General features: G+C 65.6%; 20 protein-coding genes. 17 read left to right on the top strand and 3 right to left on the bottom strand.

Annotation, left to right across the window (positions count from 1 at the left end):
• A partial coding sequence (locus C8J30_RS15940) for an Hpt domain-containing protein (RefSeq protein ID WP_220033785.1) occupies window positions 1-655 on the top strand: 655 nt, incomplete at its 5' end.
• A 181-nt stretch (window positions 656-836) separates the two neighbouring features.
• Here the strand turns inward: C8J30_RS15940 and C8J30_RS15935 are convergent.
• Window positions 837-1,310: an RrF2 family transcriptional regulator gene (locus C8J30_RS15935; protein WP_110806833.1), complete on the bottom strand. Its 474-nt coding sequence runs from the start codon at window positions 1,308-1,310 to the stop codon at window positions 837-839.
• A gap of 126 nt (window positions 1,311-1,436) precedes the next feature.
• Here C8J30_RS15935 and C8J30_RS15930 point away from each other — a divergent pair, with 126 nt between their 5' ends.
• The 9 genes from C8J30_RS15930 to pnp all read left to right on the top strand — a co-directional run bounded on the left by C8J30_RS15930 (window position 1,437) and on the right by pnp (window position 12,883).
• Complete coding sequence (locus C8J30_RS15930; protein ID WP_110806832.1) at window positions 1,437-1,856, top strand: hypothetical protein; 420 nt, start codon at window positions 1,437-1,439, stop codon at window positions 1,854-1,856.
• The gene (locus C8J30_RS15925; RefSeq protein WP_110806831.1) at window positions 1,856-4,033 is read left to right on the top strand and encodes a NosR/NirI family protein; all 2,178 of its coding nucleotides are present in this window, start codon (window positions 1,856-1,858) and stop codon (window positions 4,031-4,033) included. The genes C8J30_RS15930 and C8J30_RS15925 overlap by 1 nt, the downstream gene beginning before the upstream one ends.
• Before the next feature lie 20 nt (window positions 4,034-4,053).
• Entirely contained in the window at window positions 4,054-6,006 is a 1,953-nt protein-coding gene (nosZ, locus tag C8J30_RS15920; RefSeq protein WP_110806830.1) for a TAT-dependent nitrous-oxide reductase, read from the top strand.
• Between the two features lie 3 nt (window positions 6,007-6,009).
• Window positions 6,010-7,329, top strand: a complete 1,320-nt coding sequence (locus C8J30_RS15915) for a nitrous oxide reductase family maturation protein NosD (RefSeq protein WP_110806829.1) — start codon at window positions 6,010-6,012, stop codon at window positions 7,327-7,329.
• A complete protein-coding gene (locus C8J30_RS15910; RefSeq protein ID WP_110806828.1) occupies window positions 7,304-8,191 on the top strand; it encodes an ABC transporter ATP-binding protein in 888 nt (295 codons plus the stop codon). The genes C8J30_RS15915 and C8J30_RS15910 overlap by 26 nt, the downstream gene beginning before the upstream one ends.
• Complete coding sequence (locus C8J30_RS15905) at window positions 8,188-9,009, top strand: ABC transporter permease (protein ID WP_110806827.1); 822 nt, start codon at window positions 8,188-8,190, stop codon at window positions 9,007-9,009. Before C8J30_RS15910 ends, C8J30_RS15905 begins: the two co-directional genes overlap by 4 nt.
• The gene (locus tag C8J30_RS15900) at window positions 9,006-9,566 is read left to right on the top strand and encodes a nitrous oxide reductase accessory protein NosL (RefSeq protein WP_110806826.1); all 561 of its coding nucleotides are present in this window, start codon (window positions 9,006-9,008) and stop codon (window positions 9,564-9,566) included. Before C8J30_RS15905 ends, C8J30_RS15900 begins: the two co-directional genes overlap by 4 nt.
• The gene (locus C8J30_RS15895) at window positions 9,566-10,474 is read left to right on the top strand and encodes an FAD:protein FMN transferase (protein WP_110806825.1); all 909 of its coding nucleotides are present in this window, start codon (window positions 9,566-9,568) and stop codon (window positions 10,472-10,474) included. The genes C8J30_RS15900 and C8J30_RS15895 overlap by 1 nt, the downstream gene beginning before the upstream one ends.
• A gap of 255 nt (window positions 10,475-10,729) precedes the next feature.
• Window positions 10,730-12,883: a polyribonucleotide nucleotidyltransferase gene (gene pnp, locus C8J30_RS15890; RefSeq protein ID WP_110806824.1), complete on the top strand. Its 2,154-nt coding sequence runs from the start codon at window positions 10,730-10,732 to the stop codon at window positions 12,881-12,883.
• A 75-nt stretch (window positions 12,884-12,958) separates the two neighbouring features.
• Here pnp and C8J30_RS15885 read toward each other — a convergent pair whose 3' ends face one another.
• Window positions 12,959-13,177, bottom strand: a complete 219-nt coding sequence (locus C8J30_RS15885; protein WP_110806823.1) for a hypothetical protein — start codon at window positions 13,175-13,177, stop codon at window positions 12,959-12,961.
• 228 nt (window positions 13,178-13,405) lie between these two features.
• Here C8J30_RS15885 and C8J30_RS15880 point away from each other — a divergent pair, with 228 nt between their 5' ends.
• The 5 genes from C8J30_RS15880 (at window position 13,406) to C8J30_RS15860 (ending at window position 17,662) form a co-directional block, all read left to right on the top strand.
• Complete coding sequence (locus C8J30_RS15880) at window positions 13,406-14,842, top strand: aldehyde dehydrogenase family protein (RefSeq protein ID WP_110806822.1); 1,437 nt, start codon at window positions 13,406-13,408, stop codon at window positions 14,840-14,842.
• Window positions 14,843-15,017: 175 nt separating this feature from the next.
• A complete protein-coding gene (locus tag C8J30_RS15875; RefSeq protein ID WP_110806821.1) occupies window positions 15,018-15,806 on the top strand; it encodes an exodeoxyribonuclease III in 789 nt (262 codons plus the stop codon).
• Between the two features lie 70 nt (window positions 15,807-15,876).
• The gene (locus tag C8J30_RS15870; RefSeq protein ID WP_110806820.1) at window positions 15,877-16,788 is read left to right on the top strand and encodes a tetratricopeptide repeat protein; all 912 of its coding nucleotides are present in this window, start codon (window positions 15,877-15,879) and stop codon (window positions 16,786-16,788) included.
• 26 nt (window positions 16,789-16,814) lie between these two features.
• A complete protein-coding gene (locus C8J30_RS15865) occupies window positions 16,815-17,453 on the top strand; it encodes an LON peptidase substrate-binding domain-containing protein (RefSeq protein ID WP_110806836.1) in 639 nt (212 codons plus the stop codon).
• The gene (locus C8J30_RS15860; RefSeq protein ID WP_110806819.1) at window positions 17,450-17,662 is read left to right on the top strand and encodes a Trm112 family protein; all 213 of its coding nucleotides are present in this window, start codon (window positions 17,450-17,452) and stop codon (window positions 17,660-17,662) included. Before C8J30_RS15865 ends, C8J30_RS15860 begins: the two co-directional genes overlap by 4 nt.
• Here C8J30_RS15860 and C8J30_RS15855 read toward each other — a convergent pair.
• A complete protein-coding gene (locus tag C8J30_RS15855; RefSeq protein ID WP_110806818.1) occupies window positions 17,659-18,885 on the bottom strand; it encodes a UbiH/UbiF/VisC/COQ6 family ubiquinone biosynthesis hydroxylase in 1,227 nt (408 codons plus the stop codon). The two genes, C8J30_RS15860 and C8J30_RS15855, sit on opposite strands and share 4 nt — an antisense overlap.
• 79 nt (window positions 18,886-18,964) lie before the next feature.
• On the opposite strand from C8J30_RS15855, the gene C8J30_RS15850 reads away from it, so the two are divergent.
• Window positions 18,965-20,281 (top strand): amidase, encoded by a 1,317-nt coding sequence (locus C8J30_RS15850; RefSeq protein WP_110806817.1) that lies wholly within the window; start codon window positions 18,965-18,967, stop codon window positions 20,279-20,281.
• Between the two features lie 119 nt (window positions 20,282-20,400).
• A complete protein-coding gene (locus C8J30_RS15845) occupies window positions 20,401-21,579 on the top strand; it encodes an aminotransferase class I/II-fold pyridoxal phosphate-dependent enzyme (protein WP_110806835.1) in 1,179 nt (392 codons plus the stop codon).
• The last annotated feature ends 11 nt before the right edge of the window (window positions 21,580-21,590 follow it).

Below are 21,590 nucleotides of genomic sequence, written 5' to 3'. Positions count from 1 at the left end.
AGAGCACTTGCTCAAAGAACAAGACCGCGCCGCGGCGGCCCAGATCGCATGCGCAAAACCGCTTGACTGGGACGACCCCGTTACCGAAGTCCTGAGCCTAAGTCCTTTGCCCGGAGAAAGGTGTCCGTCATGCTGCCCGATGCTGACACCCTTTTTTCTGGATCGGGTCCGCGCGACGTATCTGTCTTATCTGGCGGCGCAGAAACAGCACTTTGACGGGCTTGCCCTGACGGCGTGGCAATCCGGGGTTCCCACCGAGGTGCGGCAGGATTTGCGGGACCGGGCGCACAAACTGGCGGGAAATGGCGACACCCACGGGTTTCATGCGGTCAGTCAAACCGCGCGTGCTTTGGAAGACGCGCTGGAATGGCTGCCCGGTGTCGATGATGCCGAGGTGTCGGACCTGTTGCGGGAGCTGATCGCCGCCTGTCAGGCCGCCTGCGCTCCTCAGACGACCTTTCCGCCGGGGACGGCGCCGGAACCCGTCCCCGGACCGCCGTCCGAGGCGCCCGCGATGCGCGTGTCCCCGCGGCGTCAGCATGTGCTGATCGTGTCGTGTCGACGCGCCTTGGTCCGCAGATCGCGCGTTGCGATGGTAACAGGATGCCCTCGGCCGAGTGGTTGCATGGGCAAGGCGAAAGCGGGCCCGCTATGACGGCGTCGTGTTCCGGCTGGACGGGCGATCTCGGCGCGCCTGACCGGATTTGTCGGCCACAGCGACGCGCCGGAAATTGATCTTGCGACGGTAATCGAGGCGCAAAGCGCTTTCGACGGACTTGCTTATGACGTGAACGACAGGCTGACGCTGCAGGCAAATATCACCCGCGTCCGGGAGCTCAGGGTGTCTTGACGCGCTCGACCTTTGGTCCGCGCAAGGGCTTGGGGCCCTCGATCGGGTTCAGGAAATATTTCGGCCGCAAGATCACATCGGCGAGCGTGTATTTCGCCAAGACGGCGACGAAGGCATCCAGCGCCTCGTTCGCGATGTTGGGCAGCCGACAGGGCCGCGAGATCCGGCATTCATTGCCCGAGAGATAGCATTCGAACAGGCCGAAATCCGGCTCCGTCGCCAGAATCACCTCCGAGAGATTGATCTGATCGGGAAGCCGCGCCAGCGTGAAGCCGCCGTTTCGCCCCTTGCTCGAGACAAGAAATCCGCCCCGCGCCAGCGCCAGAACCACCTTCTTCACATGCGCCCGCGAGATCCCGAACCAGTCCGAGACCTCGTCGATCGTCACCCGGGTCTCGGGCTTGCCGGCCGTATAGATCAACAGGCGCAGGGCATAGTCGGTGAAGGTCGTCAGGCGCAAGGGCCACCTCTGAACAGATGCGAATATCCTTACGCGAAAAAATCTGCGGGTCGAGGTCCGATAAAAAGGATATTTCACATGACTTAAATCAAGGCCGGTGAGAACATCCCCCCCTAGGGAGAGAACATGACCTTCACCGCGCCCCTTGCGCGGCGTCTGACGCCGCTGGCCGCCCTGGCCCTCCGCCTGAGCCTCTGTCTGGCTCTGGTGATGGCGGGCGTCTGGAGCACGGCGGCCTGCGCTGCGCAGGCGGGGCTGAGCCCGATGGAGATCTGCTCGAGCGCAGGCGGCACCGAAGTGGTCTGGCTCGATGCGCAGGGACATGCCGCCCCGGCTCCCACACCGGCCGATTGCGATGCCTGCCCCGATTGCCTTGCCGCCGCTGCGGGCGCGGTCGTTCCGCGTCCCGCCAAACTGATCCGCGCGGCAGACACCCGTTTCGAACCCCTCTGGATCACGGCGCAGGCCGAGATCCCGGCGCGGCCCGATCCTGCTCCTGCTGCCCGCGGCCCCCCGTGCGCGGCCCCTGTCCGGATGATCTCTTGATGCGAAGACCGACCTTTTTCCTCTCCGTGTTCTGCGGGCTTGTGTTCGGGCTGATGGCTATGCTGTCGGGGCCCGCTCTGGCCGGGGGCACCGTGCTCGAGAAATACCTGCCGCAGATCGCGGCTGCCGATCTTGTCCCGGGCGCCGATGGCTTCGGCCCCCTGCGCGAGGATCTGGCGGTCGCCCCGGTGCTGCAGGGCCAGACCCAGCTGGGCTGGGTCTATGTGACCTCCGATTTCGTCGGCACCACCGGCTACTCGGGCAAGCCCATCCATGTGATGGTGGCGCTGGACCCCGCGGGCAAGGTGATCGGCGCCCGTCTTGTCAAACATTCCGAGCCGATCGTTCTGGTCGGCATCCCCGAGGCCAAGGTCAAGGCGCTCGTCGGCTCCTATGTGGGCGTCGATCTGCCGAAGGCCGCCACCGACAAGGCCTCGGCCCATGATCTGCAGATCATTTCGGGCGCCACCGTCACGGTGATGGTGATCGACGATTCGATCCTGCGCTCGGGGATCAAGGTCGCCCGCGCCCTTGGTCTTGGCGGCATGAAGGCCGAGGTCGAGACCGGCCCGAAAGCCGAGATCGACCCCGCCGTCGCCGCGCCCGAGGGCTGGCTGGCGATGCAGGGCGACGGCACGGTGCGGCGGCTGTCGCTCGATGTCGGGCAGGTGAACGAGGCTTTCGCCGCGCTTGCCGATCCGCGCGCCGCCACTCATGCGCTGACCGACGCACCGCAGACGAATTTCATCGACCTCAACATGGCGCTGGTGTCGGTGCCGGGCATCGGCAAGGCCGTGCTTGGTCCGGCCGAAGCGGCGAACCTGCAAGCCTGGCTCAAACCCGGCGAATCCGCGATCGCGATCGCGGCGAACGGGCTCTATTCCTTCAAGGGCTCGGGCTATGTCCGCGGTGGCATCTTCGACCGCATCGTGCTGGTGCAAGATGACGTGACGGTGCGGTTCCACGACCATGACCACCGCCGTCTGGTTTCGCTGAACGCCAAGGGCGCCCCCGATTTCGGCGAGGCCGACCTTTTCAAGATCCCCGCCGATCTGGGCTTCGATCCGGCGAAACCGTTCCGTCTTCAGCTGCTGGTGCAGCGCCCGGTGGCGGCGACGCAGAAGCTCTTCACCACCTTCGATCTCGCCTATCAGCTGCCGCCCCACTACCTGAAACCCGTGGTCGTGGCCGCCGCCGCGGCGCCGCTGGACGAGACCGATGCGCAGGCGACCCTCTGGCGCTCGATCTGGGCGGGCAAGACGCTCGAGATTGCCGTCACCGCGACGATGCTGACGGTGCTGACGCTGGTCTTCTTCTTCCAGAACGCGGTGACGCGGAATGCGCGCGCCTTCTTCTGGTTCCGCATGAGCTTCCTGAGCGTGACGCTGGTCTTCCTTGGCTTCTACGCCAATGCGCAGCTCTCGGTCGTCAACCTGATGGCGCTGTTCGGCGCGCTGACCACGCATTTCAGCTGGCAGGCCTTCCTGCTCGATCCGCTGACCTTCATCCTGTGGTTCGCCGTCGCCGCCGCACTGCTGTTCTGGGGCCGCGGCGCCTATTGCGGCTGGCTCTGCCCCTTTGGTGCGTTGCAGGAAATCACCAACCGCATCGCACGGGCGCTGCATATTCCGCAATGGACCCTGCCCTGGGGCCTGAACGAGCGCCTGTGGCCGATCAAGTACATGATCTTCCTCGGGTTGTTCGGGGTCTCGCTGGCCTCGATCGAGCAGGCCGAACACCTTGCGGAAGTCGAGCCCTTCAAGACCGCGATCATCCTGAAATTCATGCGCGCCTGGCCCTTCGTGGCCTATGCGGCGGCGCTCCTGATGGCCGGGCTTTTCGTCGAGCGGTTCTATTGCCGCTACCTCTGCCCGCTGGGGGCCGCGCTCGCCATCCCGGCGCGGCTGCGGATGTTCGACTGGCTCAAGCGCTACCACGACTGCGGCAACCCCTGTCAGGTCTGCGCGCATGACTGCCCGGTGCAGGCGATCCACCCGACCGGCGAGATCAACCCGAACGAATGCGTCACCTGTCTGCATTGCCAGGTGCTCTACCAAAGCCACACGCGCTGCCCCGTCGTGATCCGTCAGGACAAACGCCGCGCCGCCGTGGCTCCGACATCTGCGTCGGACGCGCCCCCGCGCGACCTGCGCAACCATCCCCATACCCCTCACTGAACTGACAAAGGAGTTCGACCATGACCGAGGAAACCAGAGCCGGCATCAGCCGCAGGATGCTTCTGGGGGCGACCGCGGGCGGCGCGGCGCTGGCAGGCGGGCTTGCCGGGCGTCTGGCGCTTGGCACCGGCGTGGCCGGAGCGACGCTGGCCGCGGCCGGTGCGGCGCAGGCCGAAGGCGCCACGGGCGGCTTCGAAGTGCCGCCGGGCCAGCTGGACGAATATTATGGCTTCTGGTCCTCGGGCCAGTCCGGCGAGATGCGCATCCTCGGTATCCCGTCGATGCGCGAACTGATGCGGGTTCCGGTGTTCAACCGCTGCTCGGCCACCGGCTGGGGGCAGACGAATGAATCGCTGCGCGTGCATCAGCGGTCGATGACCGAGCACACGAAGAAATTCCTCGCCGCGAACGGCAAGAAGATCCACGACAACGGCGACCTTCACCACGTCCACATGTCCTTCACCGAGGGCAAGTATGACGGCCGCTACCTGTTCATGAACGACAAGGCCAACACCCGCGTCGCCCGCGTGCGTGGCGACGTGATGAAATGCGACGCGATTCTGGAAATCCCGAACGCGCATGCGATCCACGGCCTGCGCCCGCAGAAGTGGCCGCGCTCGAACTATGTCTTCTGCAACGGCGAAGATGAAACGCCGCTGAACAACGACGGCTCGACCATGGCCGACGTGAAGACCTATGTGAACATCTTCACAGCGGTCGATGCCGACAAGTGGGACGTCGCGTGGCAGGTGATCGTCTCGGGCAACCTCGACAACACCGACGCCGACTACGAAGGCAAATGGGCGTTCTCGACCAGCTACAACAGCGAAATGGGCATGAACACGGCCGAGATGACGGCCTCGGACATGGACCATGTCGTCGTCTTCAACATCGCCGAGATCGAAAAGGGCATCGCGGCGGGGGACTATCAGGAACTGAACGGCGTCAAGGTGATCGACGGGCGCAAAGGCTCGAACAAGAACTACACCCGTTACATCCCGGTCGCGAACAACCCGCACGGCTGCAACATGGCGCCCGACAAGCAGCACCTGTGCATCGGCGGCAAGCTCTCGCCCACCGTCACGGTGATCGACGTCACGAAACTGGACACGATCTTCGATACCGACGCCGATCCGCGCTCGGTCGTGGTCGCGGAACCGGAACTGGGCCTCGGGCCGCTGCACAACGCCTTCGACGGCAAGGGCAACGTCTATACCTCGCTCTTCCTCGACAGCCAGGTGGTGAAGTGGAACATCGAGCTGGCGAAGAAGCTCTACGCCGGCGAGAAGGTCGATCCGATCCTTGACAAATGCGACGTGCAATATCAGCCGGGCCACCTCAAGACCTCGATGGGCGAGACCCTCGACGCCGATGGCAAGTGGCTGGTCTGCCTGTGCAAGTTCTCGAAGGACCGGTTCCTGAACGTCGGCCCGCTGAAGCCGGAAAACGATCAGCTGATCGACATCTCGGGCGACAAGATGAAGGTCGTGCACGACGGCCCGAACTTTGCCGAGCCGCATGATGCGATCGCGGTGCATGCCAGCAAGATGACCAACATCAAGTCGATCTGGGAGCGCAACGACCCGTTCTGGGCCGAGACCCGCAAACAGGCCGAGGCCGATGGCATCGATCTGGATGGCGAACAGGCCTCGGTGGTGCGCGACAAGGCCGATCCGACCAAGGTGCGCGTCTACATGTCGGCTCAGGCGCCGAACTATGCGATGGAGAGCTTCGAGGTGAACGAGGGCGACGAGGTGACCGTCGTCATCACCAACCTCGACGACATCGACGACCTGACGCATGGCTTCACCATGGGCGGGCATGGCGTCGCGATGGAGATCGGGCCGCAGGCGACCTCCTCGGTCACCTTCGTTGCCGCCAATGCCGGGGTCTACTGGTATTACTGCCAGTGGTTCTGCCACGCGCTGCACATGGAAATGCGCGGCCGCATGTTCGTGCGTCCGAAGGCGTAAGCGATGCGGCTGCCTTGCGTCTCTCTCATCCTGACCCTGCTCGCCTGTCCCATGCAGGCCGAGACGGTCATGGTTTTCCCGGGCAAGGCAGCCCTGCAAGGCGCGATCGCCGCGGCAAGTCCGGGCGACGTGCTGAGCCTGGCGGCGGGGTCTTATGGCCCCGCCGTCATCGACAAGCCGTTGACGCTGGACGGGCAGGGCGCGGCGGTGATCGACGGCGGTCGAAGCGGCACGGTGCTGACCGTGACGGCCGATGACGTCACCCTGCGCGGGCTGATCGTGCAGAACTCGGGCACCCGCAACGAAGAAATCGACGCCGGGATCAAGGTGGTCAAGGGCGTGCATCGCGCGCTGATCGAGAACAACATCCTGCGCGACAACATGCACGGGATCGACTTTCACGGCGCCATCGACAGCACGGCGCGCGGCAATGCGATCACCGGGCGGCAGGACCCGCACATGATCGCCCGCGGCAACGGCTTTTACGTCTGGAACGCGCCCGGCGTGGTGATCGAGGATAACACCGTGCGCTACGGCCGCGATGGCATCTTCTCCAATGCCTCGAAGAAGGACACCTATCGGCGCAATACATTTCGGGATCTGCGCTTCGCGATCCACTACATGTATACGAACGACAGCACGGTCGAGGACAATGTCTCGATCGGCAACCACCTTGGCTTTGCGATGATGTATTCGCGCCGGGTGCAGGTGACGGGCAACATCTCGCTTGCTGACCGCGACCACGGCGTGATGCTGAATTCGACCAACGATGCCGACGTGATCGGCAATCTGGTCGTCGGCGCGGCGAAATGCACTTTCCTTTACGATGCCAACAAGAACCTGATTGCCGGGAACCGCTTTCAGGGCTGCGACATCGGCATTCACTACACCGCCGGATCGGCGCGCAATGCGGTGACCGACAATGCCTTTGTCGGCAACCGCAATCAGGTGAAATATGTCGGCACAAGGGATCTGGAATGGAGCCTCGAGGGCCGCGGCAACTACTGGTCCGACCTTGCGGCCTTTGACCTCAACGGCGACGGCTTTGCCGATCAGGCATTCCGGCCGAACGATCTGATGGACCATATCCTGTGGTCGCAACCCGCGGCCGGGCTACTTACGGGGTCACCCGCCGTGCAGCTGATCCGCTGGAGCCAGCAGAGCTTTCCCGCGACGCTGCCCGGGGGCATCGTCGACAGCCATCCGCTGATGGCGCCCCTTGAAATTCCCCTTGCCCCCGACCTGGCCGCGGCTGCCGCCGAAGTCGGCGACCGCTGGATGAAAGACACCGAAGAAGATGCTGAAACTGACCTCTCTCACTAAGCACTATCAGGAGGTTGCGGCGCTCAGTGCCGTCAGCTTCCATGTCGCCCCGGGCGAGCGGGTGGCGCTTCTGGGCCATAACGGCGCGGGCAAATCCACGCTGATGAAGATCGTTCTGGGCTTGATCCCTTACGACGCCGGGCAGGTCTCGGTGCTGGGCGCGGCGCCCGGTTCGGCGCAAGCGCGCGCGGGCGTGGCCTATCTGCCCGAGAACGTCGCCTTTCACCCCGCGCTGACCGGCGAGGAGCAGATCCGGCTCTTCCTGTCGCTGCGCGGCGAAGACCCGGCCAAGGCCCGCGGTCTGCTCGACCGGGTCGGGCTGCACGGCGCGGCGCGGCGGCGGATCGGCACCTATTCCAAGGGCATGCGGCAGCGGGTCGGGCTGGCGCAGGCGCTGGTCGGGCATCCGAAGCTTCTGATCCTCGATGAACCCACCTCGGGTCTCGATCCGGTGTCGCGGCGGGATTTCTACGCGCTGCTCGATGAACTTGCGGCCGAGGGGGCGGCGATCCTGCTTTCGTCGCACGCGCTGACCGAAGTGGAGGCGCGCACCGACCGGATCGTGATCCTGTCGGGCGGGCATCTGGTGGCGACGGGCACGCTGTCGACGCTGCGGTCCGAGGCCGATCTGCCGGTGACGATGCAGATCACCCCCGCTTTCGGGCAGGCCGCGACCGTGGCCGATTCCCTGCCCGAAGCCGTGTTGCAGGTCGCGCAGTTCCACCTTTGCGTTTCGCAGGGCCAGAAGCTGGCCTTCCTCGCCCGCATCACCGCGCTGGGCGAGGCGGTCACCGATCTCGAGCTGATCCCGCCCTCGCTTGAGGACATCTACAGTCATTTCAGCCGGAGGGACGGCCAATGACGGCGATCCTTGCCCTTGCCCGGGCCGAATTCCGCATCGCCGCCCGCAACCGTTGGCTGGCCATCGCCGCCGTGCTGATGGTGGTCTTCGCGCTGATCCTGACCGCGGCGGGCTCCGGCCCGACCGGCAGTCTGGGGGTCGACCGGCTTTCGGTGACGGTGGCGAGCCTCACCAGCCTGTCGGTTTATCTCGTGCCGCTGATCGCGCTTCTGCTCTCGTTCGACGCGGTCGCGGGCGAGGCCGAGCGCGGCACCCTGTCCCTGATCCTCACCTATCCGATCGGGCGCGGACAGATCCTTGCGGGCAAGGCCGTCGCGCATCTGGCCATCCTGACGCTGGCGCTGATCGCGGGCTATGGCACCGCCGGGGTGGCGGCCTTCCTGCTCGATCCGACCTCGGTGCAGGGTCTTGGCGCGCTTGTGCGGCTGATCTGGACCTCGGTTGCGCTCGGCGCCACCTTCCTTGGCCTTGGCTATGCGATCTCGGCCCGCGCCAAACGCCCCTCGGGCGCGGCGGGGCTGGCGATCGGGCTCTGGCTGCTCGCCGTCGTGCTGTATGACCTCGCGCTGCTCGCCGCGGTCGTGGCCGACAATGGCGGTCTTTTCACCAAACAGGTCTTCCCGCTGACCCTGCTGGCCAACCCGGCCGATGCGTTCCGGCTTTACAACCTTGCCGCCTCGCAGGCGACGGCGGTCGCCGCCGGGGTTGCCGCCGCCGCGCAATCGGTGCCGGTCTGGCAATCTGCGGCCTCCGTCCTGATCTGGCCCCTCGTCTCCGGGGGACTTGCCCTTCTCTCCTTCCGAAAGGTCGTGCCATGAAACGCCTCCTTCTTGCCCTTTGTCTTCTGGCCGCCTGTCGTGAAGAGGCCGCGATCCCGCAGCCCGTCTCGCTGACCGAGGAAGCCGTGGGCTATTTCTGCCAGATGAACATCCTCGATCATGGCGGCCCGAAGGCGCAGGTGCATCTGCAGGAACATCCCGGCAAGCCGCTGTTCTTCAGTCAGGTCCGCGATGTCGTCGCCTATCTGCGCATGCCCGAGAAGGATGGCGAAGTGCTGGCCACCTATGTCACCGACATGGGCGCGGGCGACTGGGCGCAGCCGGGCACGCTGGCCTGGATCTCCGCCCAGAGCGCGATCTATGTCGTCGGTTCGTCGCGGCTCGGCGGGATGGAGCAGCCCGAATTCGTCCCTTTCAGTCAGGACAAGGACGCGCAGGCCTTCATCGCGCAGTTCGGCGGTCAGGCGATGAAGCTGGCCGACATCCCGGCGAGTGCGCTGGGCACCTCCGAGCCCGAGGCCCTGGCCGCGGATGACACGAATTACAGCGGCCGGTTGAAGGCGCATGACCACAGCAAGATGAAGGGGGGCATGTGATGACGAATTTCAACCGCCGCCGTTTCCTGAGCATTTCGGCCGGGATCGCGGCTCTGGCCGCGACGCCGCTGCGCGCCGAGACCCATGTCTGGCAGGGCATCGCCCTTGGCGCGCGGGCCCGCATTCTGGTCGACCATCCGCAGGCCGAGGCGATCACCCGCGATGCCGCTGCCGAGATTGCGCGGCTCGAAGCGATCTTTTCGCTGAACCGTTCCGACAGCGCGCTGGCCCGGCTGAATGCCGCGGGCACCCTGTCGGAACCGCCCTTCGAGCTGCTGGAATGTCTGGCGCTGGCCGACAGCGTCCATGCCGGGACGGGCGGGCTTTTCGATCCGACGGTGCAGCCGCTCTGGGCGCTTTATGCGACCCGGTTCAGTGCGGGCGGGGCCCCCACGGAGGCCGAGATCGCGACGGCGCTGCAAAAGATCGACTGGACGAAGGTCACCTACGACAGCCGCCGTGTGACGCTGGCGCCGGGGCAGGCGCTGACGCTGAACGGCATCGCGCAGGGCTTCATCGCCGACAAGGTCGCGGCGCTCTTGCGCGAACGCGGGCTCGATCGCATTCTGATCGACACCGGCGAGTTCCACGCGCTTGGCCCGCAACCCGATGGCAAGCCTTGGCCGGTGCAGCTGGCCTCGGGCGGCGAGGTCGACCTTGCGGATCGGGCGCTCGCCAGTTCCTCGGCGCTTGGCACCACCTTCGATGCGGCGGGGCGGGTCGGTCATATCCTAGATCCGCGCACCGGCCGCCCGGCGCCCGCGCGCTGGCAGCTGGTGACGATCACCGCGCCCGAGGCGGGTCTTGCCGATGCGCTGTCAACCGCCGCCTGCCTGATGCCGAGCGACACCAGCATTCTGGCCGCCCTGAGCCAGTTTCCCGGCGCAAGGCTTGAACATCTGGCCTGAACCAGCGGTGTAAATAACTTCTTAACCATCTTGGCGGAATGTGCCGAGACGTGACCCCAGCGCAGGTGAGGGGCTTTGCAGAGCGGTCAATACACCCTTCCCAAAAGCCCCATTTTCCTGTAAGGGCGCACAATCTGCGACGTGAGCCCACTCCCCCCGGGCGCATGCAAAGGATTGGGGGGCGGCGGCAATGGGGCCGCCATATGCCGGGAGACATGGGAAGGTCCCATGCGTGCTCCCAGACAGGAAACGCTGATGTTCAACGTTACGAAAAAATCGATCCAGTGGGGCGGTGAGACGCTGACGCTGGAAACGGGCAAGGTTGCCCGTCAGGCTGACGGCTCGGTCATCGCCACTCTGGGCGAAACCTCGGTCATGGCCAACGTCACTTTCGCCAAGGAGGCGAAGCCGGGGCAGGACTTCTTCCCGCTGACCGTGCACTATCAGGAAAAATACTACGCCGCCGGCAAGATCCCCGGCGGGTTCTTCAAGCGTGAGGCGCGTCCTTCGGAAAAGGAAACGCTGGTCTCGCGTCTGATCGACCGTCCCTGCCGTCCGCTCTTCGTCCCGGGCTTCAAGAACGAAGTTCTGGTGATGGCCACCGTGCTGTCGTGCGACCTCGTCAATGATCCCGACATCGTCGCGATGATCGCCGCCTCGGCCGCGCTGACGATCTCGGGCGTGCCCTTCATGGGCCCGATCGGCGCCGCGCGCGTGGGCTTTGCCCATGGCGCCTATGTGCTGAACCCGGCCATGGACGACATGACCAAGCTGCGCGACAACCCGGAGCAGCGCCTCGACCTCGTCATCGCCGGCACCAAAGACGCCGTGATGATGGTGGAATCGGAAGCCTACGAGCTGACCGAAGACGAGATGCTCGGCGCGGTGAAGTTCGGTCACGAGCAGATGCAGCCGGTGATCGACCTGATCATCTCGCTGGCCGAAGATGCCGCGAAAGAGCCCTTCCATTTCGACGCGCCCGATTACTCGGCGCTGCTCGGCCGGGTGAAAGCCGCGGGCGAAGCCGAAATGCGTGCGGCCTTCGCGATCAAGGACAAGCAGGAGCGTTCGAACGCGATCTCGGCGACCGTCGATCTGATCAAGTCGAAGCTTTCGGAAGAAGACCTGGCCGACATCAACCTCGGTTCGGCGATCAAGGCGCTGGAATCGGGCATCCTGCGCGGTGACATCATCAACGGTGGCGCCCGCATCGACGGCCGCGACAACCGCACCGTCCGCCCGATCGTGGCGGAAGTCGGCCTGCTGCCGCGCACCCACGGCTCGGCGCTGTTCACCCGCGGCGAAACCCAGGGTCTGGTCGTGACCACCCTCGGCACCGGCGATGACGAACAGATCATCGACGCGCTGAACGGCAACTTCCGCTCCAACTTCCTGCTGCACTACAACTTCCCGCCCTATTCGGTCGGCGAAGTGGGTCGCGTGGGCTCGCCCGGCCGTCGCGAGATCGGCCATGGCAAGCTCGCCTGGCGCGCGCTGCAGGCGGTGCTTCCGGCGCCGACCGACTTCCCCTACACGATCCGCGTCGTGTCGGAGATCACCGAGTCGAACGGCTCGTCGTCGATGGCTTCGGTCTGCGGCGGCTCGCTCTCGATGATGGACGCCGGTGTGCCGCTGAAAGCCCCGGTGGCTGGCGTGGCCATGGGTCTGATCCTCGAAAACGATGGCCGCTGGGCGGTTCTGACCGACATCCTCGGCGATGAAGACCACCTTGGCGACATGGACTTCAAGGTAGCGGGGACCGAAAACGGCATCACCTCGCTGCAGATGGACATCAAGGTTGCGGGCATCACCCCGGAAATCATGCAGCAGGCTCTCGCGCAGGCGAAAGACGGCCGCATGCACATCCTTGGCGAAATGTCGAAGGCCCTCTCGGCTGGCCGTCAGGAATTCTCGGCCCATGCGCCGCGGATCGAGACGATGCAGATCCCGACCGACAAGATCCGCGAAGTGATCGGCTCGGGCGGCAAGGTGATCCGCGAGATCGTCGAGGTCTCGGGCGCCAAGGTCGACATCAACGACGACGGCGTGATCAAGATCGCTTCGGCCAATGCCGACAGCATCAAGAAGGCCTATGACATGATCTATTCGATCGTGGCGGAGCCGGAAGAAGGCAAGGTTTACCGCGGCAAAGTGGTGAAACTGGTCGACTTCGGCGCCTTCGTGAACTTCTTCGGCAAGCGCGATGGTCTGGTTCATGTCTCGCAAATCGCGGGCAAGCGTCTGAACCACCCGAACGAGGCGCTGAAGGAAGGTCAGGAAGTCTGGGTCAAGCTGCTCGGCTTCGACGATCGCGGCAAGGTGCGCCTTGGCATGAAGATGGTCGATCAGGAGACCGGTGCGGAACTGCCGCCGGAAACCAAGGCCAAGGACGAGCAGCCCGAGGGCTGATCGCTTCCGTCAGAAATGGCAAAGCCCCCGCTCGCGCGGGGGCTTTTGCTTTTCGGCTTGCGGCCGAGGGGCGGTTCAGCGCCCGTAGACAGTGTGGCGGGCCAGATCACGGGCATTGTGGCGCGACAGGCCAAGGTCGAACCAGTCGGCATCCGTCATGCGGTCGAATTCTTCCAGCAGGGCAACATAGGCGCGGCGTTGCGCACGGATTTCGCGGAATTGGGCAACGGCGCGGGCGATCGCGTCAAACAGCGGAACAGAGCGGGGCAGGGCTTGGGCAGAAGCGAGGGGCATCTTTTCGTCTTTCGGTCTCCGGCAGGACCATCCCGCCGTTACCGATAACTTGCGCCTTATGCTGCATTTGCACAATCCGGGGATTGGGCAATGCCGCGATGCCGAAACTGCATGACTGGTAAGTTTTGGTTACCAGATCGACGCAAAATAATTTGATCAAATTTTTCGGCAGGCGGCTTGTTTCACGCGCGATCCGCTGTCAGGCTGGGGCCAACAAGGGAGTGTGCCATGATCGAGAAACGCCAGTTCTACATCGACGGGAAATGGGTCGGGCCGGAGGCGCCGCGCGATCATTTCGTCATCGATCCCTCGACCGAGGAGCCCTGCGCGATCATCTCGCTCGGCGATCAGGCCGATACCGATGCCGCGGTGACGGCCGCCCTGCGCGCGGGTCCGGGCTGGGCCGCGACGCCGCCCGCCGAACGTCTGGCCGCGGTCGAGCGCATTCTCGCGATCTATCAGGCCCGGGGCGAGGAGATGGCGGCGGCGATGAGCCTCGAGATGGGCGCGCCCATCGACTTCGCCCGCGAAAGTCAGGTGGGGGCGGGCATCTGGCATATCTCGAATTTCATCAGGGCCGCGCAGGAGTTCGAGTGGGTGCATCCGCTGGGCGAGGGCACGCCGGGGGCGATGATCGCCTATGAACCCGTGGGCGTCGTCGGGCTGATCACGCCGTGGAACTGGCCGATGAACCAGGTCACGCTGAAGGTGATCCCGGCGCTGATCGCTGGCTGCACGATGGTTCTGAAACCCTCGGAAGAGGCGCCGCTGTCCTCGCTGCTGTTTGCGGAGTTCGTGCACGAGGCGGGGGTGCCCGCGGGCGTCTTCAACCTCGTGAACGGCGATGGGCTTGGGGTGGGCACGCAGCTGTCGACCCACCCGGATGTCGAGATGATCTCCTTCACCGGCTCGACGCGCGCGGGCAAGGCGATCAGCCAAGCCGCAGCGGCGACGCTGAAACGGGTCTGTCTCGAACTCGGCGGCAAGGGGGCGAACCTTGTCTTTGCCGATGCGGATGACAAGGCGGTGGCGCGCGGTGTGCGGCATTGCATGAACAACTCGGGCCAAAGCTGCAATGCGCCGACACGGATGCTGGTCGAGCGCCCGCTGTACGACCGCGCGGTGGAAATCGCGGCCGAGGTCGCCGCCTCGATCAAGATCGGTTCGGCGCATGAACCGGGCCGCCACATCGGCCCGGTGGTGAACGCGGCGCAGTTCGAAAAGATCCAGGGCCTGATCGAAACCGGGATCAAGGAAGGGGCGCGCCTTGTGGCCGGGGGCCTTGGCCGCCCCGAGGGGCTGAACAAGGGTTTCTTCATCCGCCCGACGGTCTTTGCCGATGTCACCCCCGAGATGACGGTGATGCGCGAGGAAATCTTCGGCCCGGTCCTCTCGATCATGCCCTTCGACACCGAGGCCGAGGCGGTCGAGATTGCCAATGCCACGCCCTACGGTCTGACCAACTACGTGCAATCGCAAGACGGCGCGCGGCGCAACCGGCTGGCGCGGCTCCTGCGCTCCGGCATGGTCGAGATGAACGGGCAAAGCCGCGGGGCAGGGGCGCCCTTCGGGGGCGTGCGCGCCTCGGGCCGCGCGCGCGAGGGCGGCCGCTGGGGCATCGAGGAATTCTGCGAAGTGAAGTCGATCTCCGGCTGGGCAGACTGATCCGGCCGACGCGCCCCTGACGCAGCAAGGAGGCGTATTTGAACCAAGAAGAAGCCCATATTTCTTCTTGTTCCAAATACGCCTCTTTCCACGCTCTGCTCCAAAGCGCCGCGCCCGAAGGCTTGCCCTTTCCGCCGCGCCGGGCGATGCTCGCGCAGCCCAAAGGAGCCTGCCCATGAGTTTCACCCTTGCCACCTGGAACATCAATTCGGTCCGCCTGCGCGAGGCGCTGGTGTGCAAGCTGATGACCGAGGAGGCGCCCGACGTGCTCTGCCTGCAGGAATGCAAGAGCCCGGTCGAAAAGATCCCCTTCGAGGCCTTTGCCGCGCTGGGCTATCGCTACCATGTCGCGCGCGGGCAAAAGGGTTATAACGGTGTCGCGATCCTGTCGAAGCTGCCGATGGTCGAGGCGGGGGCGGGCGATTACGCGAACCTGGGACATGCCCGCCACATTGCCGGGCGGCTCGAAAACGGCGTCACCATCCACAATTTCTACGTTCCTGCGGGCGGCGACATTCCGGACCGCGCCGAGAACGAGAAATTCGGCCAGAAGCTCGATTTTCTGACCCATATGCGCGACGATTTCCATGCCCAGCGGCCGGATCGGGCGATCCTTGTCGGCGATCTGAACATCGCGCCGCGCGAAGATGACGTCTGGAACCACAAGGCGCTCTTGAAGATCGTCTCGCATACGCCGATCGAGGTCGACCATCTGGCCGCGGCGCAGGAGGCGGGGGGCTGGGTCGATGTGACCCGCGCCAACATCCCCGAGGGGCAGCTTTATTCCTGGTGGTCCTATCGCTCGCCCGATTGGGATGCGGCAGACAAGGGCCGCCGTCTCGATCACATCTGGGCGACGCCCGACATTGCGGGCGCAGCGCATGGAAGCCGCGTCCTGCGTGCCGCGCGGGGTTGGGAACAGCCCTCGGATCACGCGCCGGTCTTTGCCACATTCGATCTTTGACCACACGCGCCCCTTGGCGCGGCCCGGGCGGCAGCGCATATAGGGGCAAAGATCCAAAAAGAGGACCTCCATGTTCGGAACCGACACGAAACCCGCGCAAACGTTCGTCAAGGATGTCTCTGAGGCGACCTTCATGGCCGAGGTGGTTGATGCCTCGATGGCCGTGCCGGTCATCGTCGATTTCTGGGCGCCCTGGTGTGGCCCCTGCAAGACGCTCGGGCCGCAGCTGGAAGCAGCCGTCAACGCGCTCAAGGGCCGCGTGGTGATGGCGAAGATCAACGTCGACGAGAACCAGCGTCTGGCGCAGGTGCTGGCGCAGCAGGGTCTGCCGCTGCAATCGATCCCGACCGTCGTCGCCTTTTATCAGGGCCGTCCGGTCGACATGTTCCAGGGCGCGCTTCCCGCCTCGCAGGTCAAGGCCTTCGTCGAAAAGCTGGCCGGTCTGGCGGGTGACGGCGGTCTGGGCGAGGCGCTGGCCGCGGCCGAGGAAATGCTGGCCGAAGGGGCGGCGGTTGACGCGGCAGAGACCTTTGCCGCGATTCTGGGCGAAGAGCCCGAGAATGCCGAAGCCTACAGTGGTCTGGTGCGCGCCCATCTCGCGGCGGGCAATCTTGATCAGGCCGAGCTGATCCTTGCGGGCGCGCCCGCGAAGATCGCGACCGCCGCCCCGGTCGAAGCCGCCCGCGCGCAGCTCGCCTTGGCGAAGCAAGCCGCGAAGGCCGGGCCGCTGGACGAGCTCAAGGCGAAACTCTCCGCCGATCCGAACGATCATCAGGCCCGCTTCGATCACGCCACCGCACTGCATGCGGCCGGTCAGGTCGAAGAGGCGGTGGAGGAGCTTCTCGAACTCTTCCGCCGCGACCGCGAGTGGAGCGAGGGCGCGGCCAAGACCCAGCTTTTCACCATCTTCGACAGCCTGAAGCCTGCCGACCCGATCGCGGTCAAAGGGCGGCGGCGTTTGTCGTCGATGATATTTGCCTGAACGCGGGGGCGGGCTATCTGATGCGGATGATCAAACCCAGTGACCTGCCTGCCCAGATCCCGCTCTTCCCGCTTCCGGGGGCGCTTTTGCTGCCCCGGGGGCGGCTGCCGCTGCATATCTTCGAGCCGCGTTACCTGCAGATGATCGAAGATTGCATGGCGACCCCGCAACGGCTGATCGGCATGATCCAGCCCTGCAAAGGCCGCGACGGCACGCCGAAATTGTCGACCATCGGCTGCGCCGGCCGTCTGACCGGTTTTTCCGAAACCGAAGATGGCCGCTACATGATCACGCTCTCGGGCGTGTCGCGGTTCCGCCTGCAGCGCGAAGTCTCCGGCGACACCCCCTATATCCGCGCCGAGATCGGCTGGACCGATTTCCCCCGCGACATCGGCAATCCCGAGCATGACCCCGGCTTCGACCGCGAGGGGCTTCTGGACCTGCTGGGCCGCTATCTGCACACGCAGGGGCTGGATACCGATTGGGAGGCGCTGAAGGATGCCGAGGATGAATTCCTGATCAATGCGCTCTCGATGCTGCTGCCCTTCGAGCCCGAGGACAAGCAGGCGCTGCTGGAGGCGCCCAGCCTGCCCACGCGGCGCGAAACCCTTGTGACGCTGATGGAATTCGTGCTGCACGGTGGCATCGAGGAGCGGCCGCAATGACCGAGGGCCTGCCGCAGCTTGTCCCCGAGACCGAGCGCGGCGGGTTCGACCGCCGCATGCTCGAGGCGCTGGTCTGCCCGCTGACGCAGGCGCCGCTGTGCTTTGATGCCGAACGGCAGGAACTGGTGTCGAAAGCCGCGGGGCTGGCGTTTCCGATACGCCGCGGCATTCCGATCATGCTGGTCGACGAGGCGCGGCGGCTCGACTAGATCTGCCGCCCCTGCAACAGTTTCGGCTGCGGACCGGCAATGCCTGCCGCCTGCCGCATGAAGCCGCGGCGCAGCGGGCCGATCGCCTGCACGATCCCCATGCCCAGATCCCGCCCGGCCCGCAGCACCGGATTATCGTTGGAAAAGAGCTTGTTGACCGTGTCCATGCCAAGCGCGAGCGTGGTCGCATCGAAGCGGCGCCACATCTGAAAGCGTTCCAGCGTGTGGATCGAACCGATGTCTTCGCCGCGCCGCATCGCCTCGATCAGCACCTCGGCCAGAGCCGCGACATCGCGCAGACCGAGGTTCAGCCCCTGCCCGGCAATCGGATGCACCCCATGCGCCGCATCGCCCACCAGCGCGACGCGCGGCGCGGCATAGGCCTTGGCGAGCGTCAGATTCAGCGGATAGCTGAAGCGCGGCCCGACAAGGCTGATCTGGCCCAGAAAATCGCCAAAACGCGGCTTCACCAGTTCCATGAAATCGGCATCGGACAGTTTCGCGATTGTGGCGGCATTGGCCTCCGTCTCGCTCCAGACGATCGAGGAGCGGTTGCCCGGCAAGGGCAGGATCGCCAGCGGCCCGTTCGGCATGAAGAGCTGATAGGCGATGCCCTCATGCGGTTTTTCATGCGCGATCGCGGCGACAAGGGCGGTCTGGCCGTAGCCCCAGCCCTCGCGGCCGATCCCGGCCCGTTCGGCCACGCCCGAGCGGCGCCCATCCGCCCCGATCAGCACCCGGCCCGACAGGGTTTCGCCCGTCGAAAGCGTCACCCGGACGGCGCCGGGCACGACATCCTGCGCCACGACCGAGGTTTCGGAAATGAGCGTGATCAAGGGGTTGGCCTGCATCGCGGCGAGGAAGGCGCGATAAAGGAAGCGGTCTTCCAGCATGTAGCCGACCGGCTTTTGATCCAGCTCGCGGCTGTCGAAATGCAGAAAGAACGGTGCGGCGCCTTCGCCCGGGCGGCCGTCAAAAGCCTTCACGTCATTGATCGGCTGCGCCTGCGCGGCCACCGCGGGCCAGACGCCAAGCGCGGCAAGCAACTTTTGCGACGCGAGCGCCAGCGCATAGGCGCGACCGTCGAAAGCATCCTCGGCCCGGCGCTGCGCGGGGGCGGCGTCGATCACGGTGACGGAAAGGCCCGCAGCCGCAAGGGCAAGGGCAAGCGCGGGGCCATTCAGACCACCGCCAGCGATGAGAACGTCGTGAACCTGTGTCATGCGCCCAATATGGCGCGGGCGACGGGATTGTCCATTGCCCGCGCGATGGTTAGCCTGTGCAAAACGAAGGGGGGTTGCGATGCTGGAACGGTTCTGGTCGGCCGCTACGCAGGGGCAGGCGATGGCGGAAGGCAGGCTTGATCCTGTCGACATGGTCGAGGCCTATCTGGACGCGGCCGAGGGCCGGACGGATGTCTATGCCCGGCTGACCCCCGAACGCGCGCGGGCCGAGGCGATGGCGGCACGGACCCGGCTGCGGGGCGGTCTGGCGCGCGGGCCGCTTGAGGGCATCGCGCTGAGCTGGAAAGACCTCTTCGATACGGCGGGGATCGCGACCGAGGCGGGCTCGCAACTGCTGGCGGGCCGGGTGCCCGGGACGGATGCCGAGGTGTTGCAGACCGCGACGCTGATGGGCACGCTCTGTCTGGGCAAAACGCATATGACGGAATTGGCGTTTTCGGGGCTGGGCATCAACCCGATGACCGCGACGCCGCCGAATGCGGTGACCGCGGGGCTGGCGCCGGGCGGATCGAGTTCCGGCGCGGCGGTGTCGGTGAAGCTCGGGCTGGCCGCGGCGGCGGTGGGCTCGGACACCGGCGGCTCGGTGCGGATCCCGGCCGCGTGGAACGATCTGGTGGGCCTGAAGACGACCGCGGGCCGGGTCTCCACCCGGGGTGTCGTGCCTTTGTGCAAGCGCTTCGACACGGTCGGGCCGCTGGCCCGCACGGTCGAGGATTGCGCGCTGGTTCTGGCGGCGATTGAGGGCCGGGCAGCCCCCGATCTGCGCGAGGCGACGTTGGCGGGCACGCGGCTTCTGGTGCTTGACGGTCTGCCTTTCGCCTCGGCCCGCGAGGCTCCGGTGCGCGGGTTCGAAGCGGCGGTGAAGCGCCTTGAAAAGGCCGGTGCGCGGATCGAGCGCCGGGCGTTGCCGATGGTCGGGCCCGCGATGGACCTTTCGGGGATCCTTTTCGCGCCAGAGGCTTACGGGCTTTGGGCCGAGGTGATCGAGGCCGCGCCCGAGAAGATGTACCCGGTGATCTTGCAGCGCTTCCGCGGCGGGGCCGACATTGGCGCGGCAGACTATGTGAAGGCCTGGGACGATCTGGCGCGCTACCGTGCCGAATGGCAGGCGGCAGTGGCCGGATACGATGCCGTTCTGGTGCCCACCGCGCCGATCCTGCCGCCCGACGCGGCCCGTCTGCTCACCGATCCGACCTATTTCGCCGCCGAAAACCTGCTGGCGCTGCGCAATACCCGCATCGGCAACATTTTCGGGCTGTGCGTGCTGACCCTGCCCACGGGCGAGCCGATGTGCGGAATTTCGTTGATGGGCAAGCCGATGGGCGAAGAGGCCTTGTGCAGATTGGGGCTTGCGGCGGAAGCTGCGCTCGGCTGAAAAGTCACATTCTGTCGCAGGCCGGGGGCCAGGCCATGCGCTTTTTCTGGACGCGCCCCACAAGCTTGGGTAGTTTCCATGGACAACGGGGCGAAACGACCCCGAGCATGAGGCAAATGATGGAGTTTCCCGAGCGGTTCGCGAACCTGCCCGAATATGCGTTTCCGCGGTTGCGGGCGCTGCTCGACCACCACAAGGCGGGGGGCGAGGCCATTGCCATGACCATCGGCGAGCCGCGCCATCCGATGCCCGATTTCGTCGGCCCTGTTCTGGCGGCGAGCCTTGCGGAATTCGGCCAATATCCGGCCAATGACGGCACGCCCGAGCTTCTGGCGGCCATCTCCGGCTGGATCGGGCGGCGCTACAAGGTCGAGGTGGCGCAGAACCGGCTGATGGTGCTCAATGGCACGCGCGAGGGGCTGTTCAACGCGGCGATTGCGCTTTGCCCGGAAACCAAGCGCGGCAAGCGCCCTGTGGTGCTGGTGCCGAACCCCTTCTATCAGGTCTATGCCGTCGCCGCCGCGACCGTGGGGGCCGAGGTGGTCTTTGTTCCGGCGAGCGAGGAGACCGGCTTCCTGCCCGATTACGAAAGCCTGCCCGCCGAGATCCTTGATCGCACGACGATCGCCTATCTGTGCTCGCCCGCCAATCCGCAGGGCTCGGTCGCCTCGCGCGACTATCTGGCCCGGCTGCTGGCGCTGGCGGAAAAGCATGATTTCCGGCTGTTCTCGGATGAATGCTATTCGGAACTCTGGCGCACGGCCCCGCCGCCCGGCGCGATCGAAGTGGCCGCCGAGATCGGCACTGACCCCGAGCGTGTAGTGATCTTCCATTCGCTGTCAAAACGCTCGAACCTGCCTGGTCTGCGCTCGGGCTTCTGCGCCGGTGGCCCCGAGGCGATGAAGCGCATTCGTCAGCTGCGCGCCTATGCCGGCGCGCCTCTGCCGCAGCCGATTCAACGCGTCTCGGAACGCGCCTGGGCCGACGAGACGCATGTGATCGAAAACCGCGCGCTTTACGCGGAGAAATACGCCGATGCCGCGGAAATCTTCAGCGGTGTCAACAGCTTCCGTTTGCCAGAGGGCGGCTTCTTCCTGTGGCTGCCGGTCGAGAACGGCGAGGAAGCGGCATTGAAGCTTTGGACCGAAACCGGGGTGCGCGTCCTGCCGGGGGCCTATCTGGCCCGCGATGTGGATGGCGAAAACCCCGGCAAGGGCTATATCCGGGTGGCTCTGGTCGCCCCAAGAGAAGAAACGCGGCGCGGGCTGATCAAGCTGCGCGACTGCCTGTTCACGTAAGGAGGGTTCAG

The sequence above is a fragment of the Rhodobacter viridis genome (assembly GCF_003217355.1).
Taxonomy (GTDB): domain Bacteria; phylum Pseudomonadota; class Alphaproteobacteria; order Rhodobacterales; family Rhodobacteraceae; genus Rhodobacter; species Rhodobacter viridis.
The sequence above is the reverse complement of the archived record's forward strand: the minus strand, read 5'-3'. Positions and strand labels throughout refer to the sequence as shown.